Below are 13,954 nucleotides of genomic sequence, written 5' to 3' on the forward strand. Positions count from 1 at the left end.
TTTATCCTGCCCCCTTCGTCGGCAGCGTCAGATGTTTATAAGAGACCATCCCTACCCCGCCCCCTCGAATCCCCCTCGACGACCCTCGAACGATCGGAGCTCACGCGTGGACACCCGGCACATCGGCAGGACCGGCTCTGCGGTCACCCCCGTCGGCCTCGGCTGCATGGGTATGAGCTGGGGCTACTCCGAGTCCCTGCGGGACGAGGAGACCTCGGTGCGGGTCATCGAACTGGCCCTGGCCGCCGCCGCCCCGCTCATGCTGGACACCGCGGACGCCTACGGCGCGGGCCACAACGAGAGCCTGGTGGGCCGGGCCCTCGCCGGGCGCCGCTCGGAGGCCTTCGTGGCCACCAAGGTCGGCATCGTCGTGGACGACCTGGCCACCCGGGACCTGAGCCGGAACGGATCGCCCGAGCACATCCGCCGTTCGGCCGACGCCTCGCTGCGCCGGCTCGGGGTGGACGCCATCGACCTGTACTACCTGCACCGGGTCGACGATGCCGTGCCGCTCGCCGAATCCTGGGGCGCGCTGGCCGAGTTGGTCCAGCAGGGCAAGGTGCGCCACCTCGGGCTGAGCGAGGTCGGCCGGCAGGAGGCCACCGAGGCGCACCGGATCCACCCGGTGACGGCGATCCAGTCGGAGCTCTCGCTGTGGACCCGGGGGCCGCTCGACCCGCAGACCGGCACCGTGGGTTGGTGCGCGGACCACGGCGCCGCGTTCGTGCCGTTCGCCCCGCTCGGCCGGGGCTTTCTGACCGGCCGTTACGCCGGGACCGAGGACTTCGAGCCGGGTGACTTCCGGGCGGGCAACCCGCGGTTCCAGCCCGAGGCGTTCGCCGCGAACCTGCGCATCGTCCGCACGGTGGAGGCCGTCGCCGCCCGGCACGGCGCCACCGCCGCCCAGGTCGCGCTGGCCTGGACGCTGGCCCAGGGCGACCACGTCATCCCGATCCCCGGCACCAAGCAGCCCCGCTACCTGGTGGAGAACCTCGCCGCCGCCGAGCTGCGGCTGACCGAGCAGGACCTGGCCGAGTTGGACGCCGCCCCGGCCGCCACCGGAAGCCGCTACTGACCCAGTAGGAGGAGATCCATGTCCGAGCCCGTCACATCCGACACCCGTCCCGTCGTCCACCCCGATCTGGTGCCGCTCGCCGCGGCGTATCCCGTCGCCGCCGCGCTGCCCGAGCCGGACCGGGCCGGGCCGCTGGCCGCGGGGCTGCTGCTCGGCCTGCTGAACGAGGCCGCCCGGATGGTCGGCGACGGCTACGCCACCGCCGAGGCGGTGGACAGCGCGGTCCGGCTGGGCTGCGGCTGGCCCGTGGGGCCGTTGGCCGTCCTGGACGCCGTCGGCCTGCCCACCGCCCGTGACCTGCTGGCCCGTCTCGCCGAGCAGGACGACTCCTTCGCTCCGGCCCCGATCCTGGGCCGGCTGGCCGCCGCAGGACGCGGCTTCCACCCCGGACCGGACCACCGCGCCTCGTCGCGGGCCACCGAGCCGACGGCGGCGCCGGGCTGCTCGGTCGTGGTGGTCGGCTCGGGGACGATGGCCACCGGCATCGCCGAGAGCTTCCTGCGGGCGGGCTTCCGCACCGCGCTGCTCGCCCGGACCCGGGACAAGGCCCGGGTCGCCGCCGAGACCGTGGTCTTCGGGTTGGAGCGTGCCGGCGTCGCGGAGGACGAGCTGCGCCAGGTGCTGGAGCGGTGGACCGCGACGGCGGACCGCGCGGTCCTCGGTGCCGCCGATCTGGTGGTCGAGGCGGTGGTGGAGGAGCCGGACGTCAAGCGGCGGCTCTTCGCGGAGCTCGGCCGGGTCTGCGCCCCGACCGCCGTGCTGGCGACCTCGACCTCCAGCCTCTCGGTCCGGCACTGCACCGAGACCGCCGACCGTCCGGCACAGGTGCTCGGGCTGCACTTCTTCAACCCGGCGGCGGCGATGCCACTGGTGGAGCTGGTCCCGAGCGGCGGCACCAGCGCGCACACGCTGGCGCGCGCCCGGGGGGCGGTGGAACGGCTCGGCAAGACCGTGGTCGAGTGCGGGGACCGGACGGGCTTCGTCGTCAACGCCCTGCTCTTCCCGTACCTGAACCGGGCGTTGGCCCTGCTGGACCAGGGCGCCATGACGCCGTCGGCCCTGGACACGGCGGTCAGGTCGCTGGGCGGGCACCCGCTGGGGCCGGTCCGGCTGGTCGACACCGTCGGCGCGGACGTCGCGCGCGAGGTCCAGTGGCGGCTGCACGTCGACCCGGAGCTGCGGGCCGCGGCCCCGGTGCCGCTGCTCGAAGCGCTGGTGACGCACCGTCATCTCGGTCGGAAGACGGCCGGGAAGGGCGTCCGCGCCTTCCTGGCCTCCCGTGGTGTGGCGACCGTCGAGCCCGTGCCGGCACCGGCCTGAGTCCACGTCCCCTGAGGCAAGCACCTCAACCAAGTCACCGGAAGAACCCGAAGGAAGGTGAGGCACTGTGTCGCCCATCAAGGCGCCCGCGGCCGAGCTCGCGATGTTCGACGTCGACGAGACCCTGATCACCGTCAAGAGCATGTTCCGCTTCCTGGAGTACGACTTCCAGGCCCGCGGCCTGGCCCCGCGGGCCTACCGGCAGGCCGCGGAGCGCCTGCACCGGCGGTCTGCCGCCGGGGTGTCCCGGCAGCAGACCAACCGCGAGTACTACCAGCTGTTCGCCGGCCGCCCGGTGGACGAGACGCTGGCCAACGGCCGTGCCTGGTTCGCCGAGGAGCTGGCGGGCGGGCGGCTGCTGCACCAGCCGGTGCTGGCCGCGCTCCGCCGGCATCAGGCGCGGGGCGCGGTGGTGGTGCTGGTGTCCGGATCGTTCCGGCCCGCCCTGGAGCCGCTGGCGGAACTGCTCGAGGTCCAGGAGGTCCTGTGCAGTGAGCCGGAGATCGTCGCCGGGCACTACACCGGGCAGCTGGAACGTCCGGTCATCGGTGTGGAGAAGGGGTGGCTGGCGAGCGAGATGCTGCTGCGGTACGGCGTCGCGAGGGAACACGCCTTCGCGTACGCCGACCACGCCTCGGACCTGCCCCTGCTGCACGCGGTGGGGCATCCGATGGCGGTCGGCGACGACACCGTGCTGGCCGAGCACGTCGCCCGGACGGGCGGCGGCTCGCTCCCCGGTGTGCGCCGACCGGCTTGAGCCGGTTCAGTCCCCCTGCGCGTCGGCCACCGAGACCAGGGCGGTGAAGCAGAGCTCGCCGTCCTGGTCCATCGTCACCAGCAGGCGGGCGCGCCCCTGCTGGTCGTCCGGGAGCGGGCGGGCCTGCACCCAGCACGGCGAGTCCAGCTCGATGTAGCGGTGGAAGCGGGTCTCCATGGTCTCGGTGACGCCCGCGCGCGGGTGCCGCAGGATGCGGGCCGCCTGCTGGGCCGCCTCCAGCAGCAGGATGCCGGGGGCGTGGTCGGCCGGGTGGTCGAAGTAGACCGGGTGGTGGGGGTCGATCCGCAGCTGCCAGCGGCTGGGGTCGTCGGTGGGCGAGAGCACCGCGTCCCGGAACTCCTCGCTGCCGCCCGAGACCGGCGGCGGCAGCGGCAGGCGACGCGCCGCGGCCATCGCCTCGGACACGTCCCGGTGCGGTCCGCGCAGCCGCCGATAGACGGCGGGAGCCTGGACGGTGAAGCGGGTGTGGGCGTTCGCCAGGCGCTCGCCGTCCCGTTCCACGGTGATGTCGAGCGACAGCCCGGCCAGCCGGTCCCGGCGACGGATCAGGTCGTGGCAGGCGATCCGCAGTTCGGGTCGCCCCTCGCCGCTGCGCAGCGCCGCCAGGCCGAAGGCGCAGCGGTACTCGTCCCAGACCAGCCGGTCGCCGAACGGCACGTCGTAGCCGGCGTGGCAGAGCAGCGGGAAGGTCTGCCGGATGGTCTCGGTGAGCAGGACCGCGTGGCCCTGGACGCCGTCGCCGGACGGGATCAGTCGGCCGGCTTCCCCCCAGTCGGCCCGGATCAGGAACTCGTCGGCCCCGATCCGCTCCAGGTCGGTGAGCAGAACCTGCTCGGCGTCGTGCTTGTGCACCAGATCCTTGCCGACCCGGATCGGGACGGCGGTGCGAAAAACAGTCTGTTCCATTGCGCGTGCCCCCTGCTCGCGAATGTTTCTGTCTGTGCGGCCGTCGACGCCTGCTGGCGGAGCGGCCATCTGTCGAGTAACATAGAGGACGTTCTTTTTTTTGTCGAGACTGGGGCAGTGCAGTGGCACCACCGAAGCAGGAGCGTGCAGTTCAGACCCGTGAGCAGATCCTGAGGGCCGCCGCGGAGGTCTTCGACGAGTACGGCTACGCCGGTGCGGGGATCAACAAGATCCTCCAGCGGGCCGGAGTGACCGCCGGGGCGCTCTACTTCCACTTCAAGAACAAGCAGGACCTCGCGGTGGAGGTGATGAACGCCCAGCGCACCACGATCGAGCCGCATGTGCCGTCCATCGGGCTGCAGCGGCTGGTGGACATCACGCTCATCTGGTCGCACTCGCTGCAGGCCGACCCGATGCTGCGGGCCGGTGTGCGGCTGACCGGGGAGCAGGCCACCTTCGGCCTGAGCGACGCGACGCCGTACACCGTCTGGGCCGGCAGCTTCGAGCAGTGCCTCGAAGTCGCGCGTGAGCGCGGTGAGTTGCGCGAGCACGTGCTGCCCGGGGAGCTGGCCGAGTTCCTGGTCGGCGCCTGTACCGGGATGCAGGAGTACGCCCAGGTGGTCTCCGCGCGCGAGGACCTGCCGCGCCGCACGGTGGCCATGTGGCGGGTCCTGCTGCCCGGGATCGCCACCGCCGAGGCCGCCGGGCGGCTGGTGGCCGACCAGCAACGGGCGGCGGAGCTGTGGGCGGCGGCTGACGCGAGCGGACGGGACGGAGCCCGGACGGGGAACGGGACATGAGGGGTAGTCGGACATGAAGCAGGGGGAGAGGTCATGAGTGCGCGACTCGGGGTACTGAAACTGGCCGCCGTCAACATCGACGGCGTGCTGCTCGCGGACACCTTCAGTCCGCTGATCCACCGGTTCATCGTGGGCCGCGGCGGCACCTACTCGGCCGAGGTGGAGCGCCGGATCTTCTCCCAGCGCCGCGCCCTGGCCGGGCAGGCGCTGGCCGACGCGGTGCCGCAGCAGCTGACCGGGGAGCAGGCGCTGGACGCGTACTTCGTCGAGCGGGACGCCTATCTGGCCGAGCACCCGATGGAGGTCACCGCGGGCGCGGAGGCGCTGCTGCGTCGGCTGCGCGCCGCGGGGCTGCGCACCGTCTGCTACGGCGGCCTGGCCAAGCCGCACTTCGACCGACACCTCGGGCAGTATGCCGAGTTGTTCGACGAGCCCGGGTACCTGTGCACCGACGACTGCCGCCCGGGACTGCGCGAGATCACCGAGCACTTCGGGCTGCGGCACGGCGAGGTGCTCTTCGTCGACGACGTGGCGCGGGTGGCCGAGGAGGCCGCGCGGCTGGGCGCCCCCTTCGTCGGGCACCCCAGCCGCTACGAGCACTGCCATCAGGCGGAGTTGATGCGTCAGGCGGGCGTGCGGCACATCGTCGGATCGCTCGACGGGATCGACGACGCGCTGCTGGCCGAGCTGGACGCCGAGGCGGCGGCCGGTCGCGAGCCGGTCGGGGCGGTCAGACGGCCATGACGCCGCCGTCCACCGGGACGGTCGCCCCGGTGACGAAGGACGAGGCGTCGCTGCACAGCCACAGCGCCGCCTGAGCCACCTCGCTCGGGTCGGCCAGCCGCTGCTGGATGGCCCGGGCGAAGAACTTCTGCTCCACCCCGGGGGCGGCCTCGATCACCGACTCCATCATCTCGGTCAGTGTGCTGCCCACCGCCAGCGCGTTGACCCGGATCCCGCGGTCGCCGTACTCGGCGGCCGCGGCCTTGGTCAGTCCGATCACCGCGTGCTTGGCGGCCACGTACGGGGCGCCGACCCCGGTGGCCACCAGCCCGGCCACGCTCGCGGTGTTGACGATCGCGCCGCCACCGGCCTCCAGCATGGCCGGGATCTGGTGCCGCAGGCAGTTCCACACCCCGCGCACGTTGACGTCCATGACCGCGTCGAAGTCGCTGTCCGGCATCTCGTGCAGCGCCTGGCCGAGGGTGACGTGCCCGGCGTTGTTGAAGGCCGCGTCGAGCCGGCCGTAGCGCTCGACGGCGGTGGCCACGGCGCGCGCGACGTCGGCGGCGTCCCGGACGTCGCCCACCGCGGCGGCGGCCCGGCCGCCCGCGGCGGTGATCTCCGCGGTCAGGTCGTCCAGCAGGGCCGCGCGCCGGGCCATCAGCACCACCGCGGCGCCGTGCGCGGCGAAGAGGCGGGCCGCCGCGGCACCGATGCCGGTCGAGGCTCCGGTGATCATCACCACGCGGTCGCCGATGTCTCGCACGTCAGTTCTCATGACACGTAGTCAAACACCCCTTCCGGGCGGCCGGAAGCAGGCCTTGGAAACATAAAGAACATTCGCTATTTTAAAGAGAGTCATCTGCTATGAGGGGGAGCTGTGGAGTTCCGCATACTCGGCCCGATCGAAGTGGACGCGCAGGGGCGGGACGTCACGCCGACCGCTCCCAAGCAGCGCCAAGTGCTGGCCCTGCTGCTGGCCCGGGCCAACCGGAGGGTGTCGGTGCCGACCCTGGTGGCCGAGATCTGGGACGGTGAACCGCCCAGAACCGCCACCACCGCGTTGCAGACCTACGTGGCGTCGATCCGCAAGACCCTGGCCGCGGCGGGGGGCACCACCGCCCGCTCGGTGGCCGAACGGCGCCTGGTGACCGACGGCAACGGCTACCTGCTGCGGCTCACGGAGGACGAGTACGACCGGCCCCGGTTCGAGCACCTGGTGGCCGAGGGACGCGAGCGGCTCGACGGCGGGGTGCTCGACGGCGCCGTCGAGGCGCTGGGCCGGGCCCTGGACCTGTGGCGCGGCGCGCCCTTCTGCAACGTCCAGCATGGCAGCCAACTGGCCGCCCACGCCCGGGTGCTGAACGAGCACCATCTCACCGCCTGCGAGGTGCGGATCGAGGCGCTGCTGCTCTCGCGTCGCTTCGGCGAGGCCGTCGGTGCGTGCGTGGCTCTGGTCGAGGAGCACCTCTACCACGAGAACCTGCACGCCCAACTGATGCGCGCGCTCTACGCGTCGGGCCGACGGGCGGCGGCCCTGGAGGTCTACCAGTCGCTGCGCCGCCGGATGGCCGACGACCTGGGCATCGCCCCGTCGCCGTCCATCCGGTCACTGCATGGGGAGATGCTCCAGGACCAGCCCGACCAGCGCTACCTGGCCGCCGTCGGCGCCGTGCGCTGACGCGACACCCCGTGACGCGACACCCCGTTCAGCCGCTCTCGGACGCCCAGAGGGAGTCCAGCGCCCTGCTCGGCCCGCCCATGCGCCGGACCTCCTCCGTGGCCAGGGCGACGAACGCGCGCAGCCGCGCGGTCTCGTGGTCGGTGGGCCAGATGAACGCGTACTCGATCGGCGGCGCGTCGCTGAACGGACGGAACGTCAGCCCCGGCCGCGCGTAGTACTGCGTGCCCGCGGCCGCGACCGGCGTGACACCCTTGCCGGCCAGGACCAGGGAGAGCGCGTCCTCCCAGTGCGTGATGGCCTGGCCGTGCGGGATCGGCCGCCCCGACGGCGTCCGGCTCGGGAAGTGGTGGTCCAGCCAGTGGCCGGGCACCGGCGGAGCCACCGACAGCAGCGTGGTGTCCGCGAGATCCTCCACGCTCACCGACCCGCGCCGGGCGAACGGATGGGACTGCGCCATCAGCAGCATCCGCTCCTGCGACAGCAGCAGCGGACCGAGGATCAGGTCCGGCTCCTGCACCGGCGGTTCGCTCACCTGCAGATCGATCTCCGCGGCCCGCAGCGGCCCGTAGGGGTCGGAGATCTGTACCTGCCGGATCTGCGCCTCCACGCCCGGATGACGCTGCCCGAAGACGCCCGCGACATGGTGCAGCAGATGCCCGGTGAAGGCCCCGGAGAAGCCGATCCGCAGCGTGCCGGTGATGCCCCGCCCGGCCGCCGTCGCCTGCGCGAGGGCCTCCTCGATCCGGCGCTGCGCGGGCGCGACGCCGTCCCGCAGTTGCTCACCGATGGCGGTCAGGGCCACGTGACGGCTGGAACGCTCGAAGAGCTTGGCGCCGATCCGGCGCTCGAGTCTGGCGATGGTCTGGCTGACCCGGCTCTGCGACACCCCGACCCGGTCCGCCGTTCTGCCGAAGTGCAGTTCCTCGGCCAGGGCGAGGAAGATCTCGATCTCCTGCCTCTCCATCTTCGGCGTCCAGCCCCCTTACCTCGAACGATGAGCCCAGCGAATCAATCGTTCCACAGATCGTTCTTGTTGCGGGGATGCGCCGAATCGATGCTGGTCAAGGCCCGACAGTATCGAAAGGACGCCTGATGACTCTCACCGAATCCTCGCCCCCGGCCGGTGCCGCCCGGGCCGTCGGGGCGCCCGCTCCCGCAGCGGTCGACTCACGACTCAGCGGCCGCGAGTGGCTGGTGCTGCTCACCCTGTGCTGCGCCACCTTCATGTGCGGCCTGGACTTCTCCATCGTCACCGTGGCGCTGCCGGAGATCGGCCGGAACCTCGGCTTCTCCTCGGTCGGCACGCTGCAGTGGGTCGCCACCGCCTCCCTGCTGCCGTCGGCCTCGCTGCTGCCGGTCTTCGCCCGCGTCTCCGACCTGATCGGCCGCAAGCGGCTGTTCACGCTGGGCGTCGCGCTGTTCACGGTCTTCTCGCTGGGCGCCGCGCTCGCGGGCAACCCCGGCGTGCTGATCGCCTTCCGGGTCGGCCAGGGCGCCGCCGCCGCGATGATCGCCCCGGCCGCCATCGCGCTGATGACGGGCTTCTTCGCCGAGGGCCCGAAGCGGGCCCGCGCGCTGGGCCTGAACGGCGCCGTGATGTCGCTCGGCTTCGTTCTCGGCGCGCTCGGCGGCGGCGTCATCACCAGCGGCTTCAGCTGGCGCTGGACCATGGTGGTGCTCTGCCTGATGGGCGCGCTCGCGGTGGTCGGGGCCCTCGCCCTGCCGGCCATGCAGGAGAGCGGCGCGGCCAAGCGGATGGACGTCCCCGGCGCCCTGCTCGCCACGGTCGGCCTCTTCGGCCTGGTCTACGGCATCTCCACCGGCGGCGACCAGGGCTGGACCAGCCCGGGCGCGCTCGGCCCGATCATCGGCGGTGTGGTGCTGCTGGTGGCCTTCCTGTTCGTCGAGCGCCGCCACCCCGAGCCGCTGATCCCGCTCGGCGTGCTCGGCCGCCCGACGGTCAAGTGGGCCGGTCTCTTCGGTGTGATCACCTTCGGGATGTGCGCCGGTACGACCGTGCTGCTCAGCCTCTACATGCAGGACGTGCTGGGCTACTCCTCGCTGCAGTCGGGCCTCAGCTACCTCGGTGAGGGCGCCGCCGCGGTGATCGGCGGTCTGCTGGTCGGCCGGCTGCTCGCCCGCCTGTCCGGCGTGGTGGTGCTGAGCGCGGGCCTGCTGATCCAGGGCCTCGGCACGCTCTTCATGTTCACCCTGCCCGAGCACGCGGGTCTGCCGGCGCTGCTGGTCACCTCCTCGGTGATGGGTCTCGGCCACGTGCTGAGCGTGGTCTCCTTCATCTCCGTGATGACCAGCGGCGTCACCGAGGCCGACCAGGGCGTCGTCGGCGGGCTCTCGCAGCTCCCGCAGTACATCGCCGCGATCGGCGTGGCCGGCCTGAGCGCCATCGCCGCGGCGCGCACCAAGGCCCTGTCCGGCGGCGCCTCCGTGGTCAGCCACGCCGCGACGCTGGGCGGCCTGCACGCCGGCATGGTGACGGCGGGTGCCGTCGTGCTCGTCGGCGCGCTGCTGGCAGCTGTCGCGCTGCGCAGGAGGACCGCTGCCTGACCACCCCAGAACTCTCGCCCCGGACCGCCTGCCCCCCGTAGGGTGGACCGGGGCGAGACCCTTTTCCGCGTCCGGACATCAACTCGTCTCCTCGGCAAGGGACTTCGCCGTCGTCGCGGGCGCCCGCAGCAGGAACGCGACCAGTGATCGAGCGTCAGTCGTCCTGAAGGGATCTCTGTATGCCGCACCAGCCCACCGCGCCGATCGTCCTCGACCCCGCCGGGGCGGACCACCACGCCGAGCACGCGCTGCTGCGCGGCTCCGGCCCCGTCGCCCGCGTCGACGTCCTCGGTGTCACCGCCTGGTCGGTCACCGATCCCGGGCTCCTCAAGGAGCTGCTGACCAGCGCCGACGTCTCCAAGGACGCGCGGGCCCACTGGCCCGCCTCGCCGAGGTCGTGCAGAGCTGGCCGCTGGCCCTGTGGGTGGGGGTGGAGAACATGTTCACCGCCTACGGCGGCGACCACCGGCGGCTGCGGCGCATGATCGCGCCCGCCTTCAGCGCGCGCCGGGTCGACGCCCTCGCCGAGGTCGTGGCGGATCTGGTCACGGCGCTGCTGGACGACCTGGCGGTCCTGCCCGCCGGCGAGGTCGTCGACCTGCGCGAGCGCCTGGCCTACCCGCTCCCGATCACCGTCATCGGCCACCTCATGGGCATCCCGGACGACCAGCGCGCGGCCTTCCGCGGCATGGTCGACGCGGTCTTCGACACCACCCTCGACGTCGCACAGGCGACCGCCAACACCGTGGCGGTGTACGCGGCGCTGGAGCGGCTCATCGCCACCAAGCGCGCCGAGCCCGGCGACGACATGACCTCCCTGCTCATCGCCGCCCGCGACGACGAGGGCGACGGACGCGGCCTGTCCGACGCCGAGCTGCGGGACACCCTGCTGCTGATGATCAGCGCCGGGTACGAGACCACGGTCAACCTGATCGACCAGGCGGTCACCCTGCTGCTGACCCACCCCGAGCAGCTCGACCACGTCCGGACCGGCCGTGCGGACTGGAAGGACGTCGTCGAGGAGACCCTGCGCCTGGAGCCCGCGGTCAAGCACCTGCCGCTGCGCTACGCCGTCGCTGACATCCCCCTGCCCGACGGGCGGACCATCGCCAAGGGCGAGGCGATCCTCGCCTCCTACGCCGCCGCCAACCGCCACCCCGACTGGCACGGACCGACCGCCGACGCCTTCGACGTCACCCGCGTCTCCAAGGAGCACCTGGCCTACGGCTACGGGGTCCACTTCTGCCTCGGCGCACCACTGGCCCGGCTGGAGGTCACGACCGTCCTGCGGATCCTGTTCGACCGCTTCCCTGACGCCGAACTCGCGGTTCCCGTCTCCGAGTTGCGGCCACTGGGCTCCCTGATCTCGAACGGCCACCAGTCGCTCCCGCTGCGCCTGCGGCCGCCGGCCTCGTCCTGAACGGCTGGGGCCTGAACGGCCGGGGCCGGGTCACCTCGTGGTGACCCGGCCCCGGTTGATCGCGCGCGATTAGAAGAAGCCGCCGTCGTCGCCGTTGTTGTCGTAGCCGCCGTCGAACCCGCCGCCGTCGTAGCCGCCGCCGTTGTCGAAGTCGCGGCGCTCCTCGTACTCGCGGCCCTCCTCGAAGCCCTCGCGGCGCTCGCGGTCGCCGTCGTCGTCGCTCATCATCTCGCCGATGAGCGCGCCGCCGATCAGGCCGGCGACGCCGGCGCCGACCACCGCGCCCGTGCTGTGGCCCTGGCGGGGCTGCTGCGGGTAGCCGGCCTGCGGGTAGCCCTGTTGCGGGTAACCGCCCTGCTGGGGGTAGCCGCCCTGGACGTAGCCCTGCTGCGGGTAGCCGGCTGCCTGCGGAGGCGTGTAGAACGGCGGAGGCGTGGTCTGGATGCGCTGGGCGCACTGCTGGCACGTCTGCACCGGGCGCGGCACACCCCACTGCGGCTGCCAGACCACGTTGACCGCGCCGTAGCCGTGCGAGGGGTCGAAGAAGCAGGTCACTGAAACTCCCAAGGCCGAACGTTGCACGCCGGTCCGTCAGGAAACCGCAAGGAACCGGCAGTGGGGGATACGTGCGAACCCCCTGCCATGGTTCCCCACGCCCGGTGAAGATCCTCCGCGGGCGACCGGCAGGCGCTCAGCGCGCGGCGTGGGCGCCCCGGCGCGGAGCCGTCAGCACCTGCTCCAGCGCGCCCGTGCGCAGCCGCGCGACCATGGGTTGGGCGTAGCGCAGCAGCAGCTTGCTGACCAGGTACGCCACCGGCAGTGCCAGCACCGCCGCGCCGAGCACGTCGTGCGGGTAGTGGTCGCCGAGGTAGACGCGGGTGAAGCCCTCGAAGACGGCGAAGCCGGTCGCGATCCAGGCCAGCTGGCGGTCCAGCAGCCACAGCGCCGCGACCGTCGCCGCGGCGGTGGTGGTGTGGCCGCTCGGGAACGCGTAGTCGGTGCGCACCGGGCAGGCGTCGACGAAGTAGGCGTGCGGCACCGAGTAGCACGGACGCACCTCGGCGACGAGCTTCTTCGCGACCTCCGCCACGGCGAAGGCGACGGCGACGGCGACGGGCGCGGCCAGTGCCAGGGTCATCCGCGCGGTGTCGCCGCGCCGGGCGCGCAGGAACCCGACGACCATGAGCACCGCGAAGACCACCAGGCCGGCGTTGGTCCACAGGTGGATCGGGGTGTTCAGCCACTTCGTGTCCCGGGCCAGACCGGTGATGGTGCTGAAGAGGCCGCCGTCGATGCCGGAGCCGTCGAAGGCCAGGTATGAGTGCATGAAGCCGGGATCTCTCGTGTTCGTGGTGGGGCCGTGGCAGACTCGGGCTGCACGAAGTTCTACAGGACCGTAGCAGGTGAAGGGAAGATGGCCGGAAGATGAACGAGAGGCGGCAGATGGGCGCGCTGGAGGCGGAGATCCTGGAACTGCTCCAGTCCGCCGCGCCCGAGGCGCTCACCCCCGGCCATGTGCTCGAACGTCTCGGCGGCACGCTCGCCTACAGCACCGTCGTCACCGTGCTGACCCGGATGCACGACAAGGAGCTGCTCAGCCGCGTCAAGCAGGGCCGCGCCTTCGCCTACAGCCCGATCGCCGACCGCCACGGCATGACCGCCCGGCGGATGCGCGCGGCCCTCGACGCCGACCCGGACCGCCGGGCCGTGCTCGCCCGCTTCGTCGACGACCTCTCGCTCGGCGACGAGGAGATCCTGCGCGGACTGCTGCGGGACACGCTCCCGGCGCGGCTCCCGGCGCGGCAGGACTGAGGGGCGGACGACCGTGGTGCACCTGGAGCAGCTCGCGACCGGTCTGGACGCCCTGCACCTCTTCTTCTACGTCCCGCTGGTCCTGCCCGGTCTGCTCGGCCTGGCCGCACCGCGGCTCGCCGACCGGCTGGAGCCGCGCGCCGCGACCTGGTTGCTGGCCGGCTCCGCGGTGGTCCTGGCGGGCGGCAGCACCGTCGCGCTCGGCGTGCTGGTTCTGGCGGGCCTGATCCGGGTGCCGCTGCTGGCCTTCCTCGGCCACTGGTCGCTGAGCTCGGTCCAGCAGGCCGACCCGGTCTCCAAGGCCGAGGCGGCGCTGGCGGCCGTGCTGCTCGCCGTCGTCGCCGTGGCGGCGGCGCGGCTGCTGCGGCGTCGGGTCCGGGCGCTGGTCGAGGCCGGTTTCGAGGCGGCCTGCCTGCCCGGCGCGGGGGACTACGTCGTGATCGACGACCCCGCCCCCGAGGCCTACGCGCTGCCCGGTCACCCCGGCCGTCCCGGCCGGATCGTCGTCTCCTCGGGCATGCTGGCCGCGCTCGACGAGGACGAGCGGGAGGTGCTGATCGCGCACGAGCGCACGCATCTGCGGGCGCACCATTACGCCTTCGTCGCCGTCGCACACCTCGCCGCCGCGGCGAACCCGCTGTTGCGACCGGTCTGCACGGCGGTCGCCTACACCGTCGAGCGCTGGGCGGACGAGACCGCGGCGTCCGCGTGCGGCGATCGGCGCCGTGCGGCGCGCGCTGTCGGCAAGGCCGCGCTCGCGGCGAAGCACGGCCCGCCTTCGCGCAACCCCGCGACGGCGCTCGGCATCCGCGGCGACGGCCTCCGGGGCGCGGGCCCCGTCCCCCGCCGCGTCGCCGCGGATGCCGAGCGC

General features: G+C 72.8%; 14 protein-coding genes and 1 pseudogene. 10 read left to right on the forward strand and 5 right to left on the reverse strand.

Going from position 1 to position 13,954, the window contains the following annotated elements; genetic code table 11:
• Positions 1 to 106 precede the first annotated feature (106 nt).
• The 3 genes from DN069_RS37920 to DN069_RS37930 all read left to right on the forward strand — a co-directional run bounded on the left by DN069_RS37920 (position 107) and on the right by DN069_RS37930 (position 3,152).
• Complete coding sequence (locus DN069_RS37920; RefSeq protein WP_243640325.1) at positions 107 to 1,075, forward strand: aldo/keto reductase; 969 nt, start codon at positions 107 to 109, stop codon at positions 1,073 to 1,075.
• 18 nt (positions 1,076 to 1,093) lie between these two features.
• Positions 1,094 to 2,395 (forward strand): 3-hydroxyacyl-CoA dehydrogenase family protein, encoded by a 1,302-nt coding sequence (locus DN069_RS37925; protein ID WP_111507799.1) that lies wholly within the window; start codon positions 1,094 to 1,096, stop codon positions 2,393 to 2,395.
• Between the two features lie 67 nt (positions 2,396 to 2,462).
• Positions 2,463 to 3,152 (forward strand): HAD family hydrolase, encoded by a 690-nt coding sequence (locus DN069_RS37930; protein WP_111507800.1) that lies wholly within the window; start codon positions 2,463 to 2,465, stop codon positions 3,150 to 3,152.
• 6 nt (positions 3,153 to 3,158) lie between these two features.
• On the opposite strand, the gene DN069_RS37935 is transcribed toward DN069_RS37930, so the two are convergent.
• Positions 3,159 to 4,079: a ScbA/BarX family gamma-butyrolactone biosynthesis protein gene (locus tag DN069_RS37935; RefSeq protein WP_165845825.1), complete on the reverse strand. Its 921-nt coding sequence runs from the start codon at positions 4,077 to 4,079 to the stop codon at positions 3,159 to 3,161.
• Between the two features lie 122 nt (positions 4,080 to 4,201).
• Between DN069_RS37935 and DN069_RS37940 the strand changes: the two genes are divergently transcribed.
• Together DN069_RS37940 and DN069_RS37945 are read left to right on the forward strand one after the other, a co-directional pair.
• Positions 4,202 to 4,879, forward strand: coding sequence for a ScbR family autoregulator-binding transcription factor (locus tag DN069_RS37940; RefSeq protein WP_111507802.1), 678 nt, complete (start codon positions 4,202 to 4,204; stop codon positions 4,877 to 4,879).
• A 33-nt stretch (positions 4,880 to 4,912) separates the two neighbouring features.
• A complete protein-coding gene (locus DN069_RS37945; RefSeq protein ID WP_111507803.1) occupies positions 4,913 to 5,623 on the forward strand; it encodes an HAD family hydrolase in 711 nt (236 codons plus the stop codon).
• On the opposite strand, the gene DN069_RS37950 is transcribed toward DN069_RS37945, so the two are convergent.
• Positions 5,610 to 6,341, reverse strand: a complete 732-nt coding sequence (locus DN069_RS37950; RefSeq protein ID WP_133260186.1) for an SDR family NAD(P)-dependent oxidoreductase — start codon at positions 6,339 to 6,341, stop codon at positions 5,610 to 5,612. The genes DN069_RS37945 and DN069_RS37950 overlap by 14 nt on opposite strands.
• 141 nt (positions 6,342 to 6,482) lie before the next feature.
• Between DN069_RS37950 and DN069_RS37955 the strand changes: the two genes are divergently transcribed.
• Positions 6,483 to 7,283: an AfsR/SARP family transcriptional regulator gene (locus tag DN069_RS37955; protein WP_111507805.1), complete on the forward strand. Its 801-nt coding sequence runs from the start codon at positions 6,483 to 6,485 to the stop codon at positions 7,281 to 7,283.
• A 28-nt stretch (positions 7,284 to 7,311) separates the two neighbouring features.
• Here the strand turns inward: DN069_RS37955 and DN069_RS37960 are convergent, their stop codons facing one another.
• Positions 7,312 to 8,250, reverse strand: coding sequence for a LysR family transcriptional regulator (locus DN069_RS37960; RefSeq protein ID WP_111507806.1), 939 nt, complete (start codon positions 8,248 to 8,250; stop codon positions 7,312 to 7,314).
• Positions 8,251 to 8,378: 128 nt separating this feature from the next.
• Here DN069_RS37960 and DN069_RS37965 point away from each other — a divergent pair, with 128 nt between their 5' ends.
• Together DN069_RS37965 and DN069_RS37970 are read left to right on the forward strand one after the other, a co-directional pair.
• Positions 8,379 to 9,851 (forward strand): MFS transporter, encoded by a 1,473-nt coding sequence (locus tag DN069_RS37965; protein WP_111507807.1) that lies wholly within the window; start codon positions 8,379 to 8,381, stop codon positions 9,849 to 9,851.
• A 179-nt stretch (positions 9,852 to 10,030) separates the two neighbouring features.
• Positions 10,031 to 11,271 (forward strand): annotated as a pseudogene (locus DN069_RS37970) (cytochrome P450 family protein).
• Between the two features lie 69 nt (positions 11,272 to 11,340).
• Here DN069_RS37970 and DN069_RS37975 read toward each other — a convergent pair.
• Positions 11,341 to 11,838, reverse strand: a complete 498-nt coding sequence (locus DN069_RS37975; protein WP_207892405.1) for a hypothetical protein — start codon at positions 11,836 to 11,838, stop codon at positions 11,341 to 11,343.
• A 124-nt stretch (positions 11,839 to 11,962) separates the two neighbouring features.
• Positions 11,963 to 12,598: a phosphatase PAP2 family protein gene (locus DN069_RS37980; RefSeq protein ID WP_111507808.1), complete on the reverse strand. Its 636-nt coding sequence runs from the start codon at positions 12,596 to 12,598 to the stop codon at positions 11,963 to 11,965.
• A 98-nt stretch (positions 12,599 to 12,696) separates the two neighbouring features.
• Between DN069_RS37980 and DN069_RS37985 the strand changes: the two genes are divergently transcribed.
• The gene (locus tag DN069_RS37985; RefSeq protein WP_111507809.1) at positions 12,697 to 13,083 is read left to right on the forward strand and encodes a BlaI/MecI/CopY family transcriptional regulator; all 387 of its coding nucleotides are present in this window, start codon (positions 12,697 to 12,699) and stop codon (positions 13,081 to 13,083) included.
• Positions 13,084 to 13,096: 13 nt separating this feature from the next.
• On the forward strand, positions 13,097 to 13,954 hold an 858-nt coding region (locus DN069_RS37990; protein WP_111507810.1), incomplete at its 3' end, for a M56 family metallopeptidase.

This window comes from Streptacidiphilus pinicola, from assembly GCF_003258295.1.
Classification (GTDB): Bacteria; Actinomycetota; Actinomycetes; order Streptomycetales; family Streptomycetaceae; genus Streptacidiphilus; species Streptacidiphilus pinicola.

Excerpts from the sequence above, each read along its gene's own strand:
- DN069_RS37925 (WP_111507799.1), top strand. The coding sequence starts at position 1,094 with ATGTCCGAGCCCGTCACATCCGACACCCGTCCCGTCGTCCACCCCGAT.
- DN069_RS37935 (WP_165845825.1), bottom strand. The coding sequence starts at position 4,079 with ATGGAACAGACTGTTTTTCGCACCGCCGTCCCGATCCGGGTCGGCAAG.
- DN069_RS37945 (WP_111507803.1), top strand. The coding sequence starts at position 4,913 with ATGAGTGCGCGACTCGGGGTACTGAAACTGGCCGCCGTCAACATCGAC.
- DN069_RS37950 (WP_133260186.1), bottom strand. The coding sequence starts at position 6,341 with ATGATCACCGGAGCCTCGACCGGCATCGGTGCCGCGGCGGCCCGCCTC.
- DN069_RS37960 (WP_111507806.1), bottom strand. The coding sequence starts at position 8,250 with ATGGAGAGGCAGGAGATCGAGATCTTCCTCGCCCTGGCCGAGGAACTG.
- DN069_RS37965 (WP_111507807.1), top strand. The coding sequence starts at position 8,379 with ATGACTCTCACCGAATCCTCGCCCCCGGCCGGTGCCGCCCGGGCCGTC.
- DN069_RS37980 (WP_111507808.1), bottom strand. The coding sequence starts at position 12,598 with ATGCACTCATACCTGGCCTTCGACGGCTCCGGCATCGACGGCGGCCTC.
- DN069_RS37985 (WP_111507809.1), top strand. The coding sequence starts at position 12,697 with ATGAACGAGAGGCGGCAGATGGGCGCGCTGGAGGCGGAGATCCTGGAA.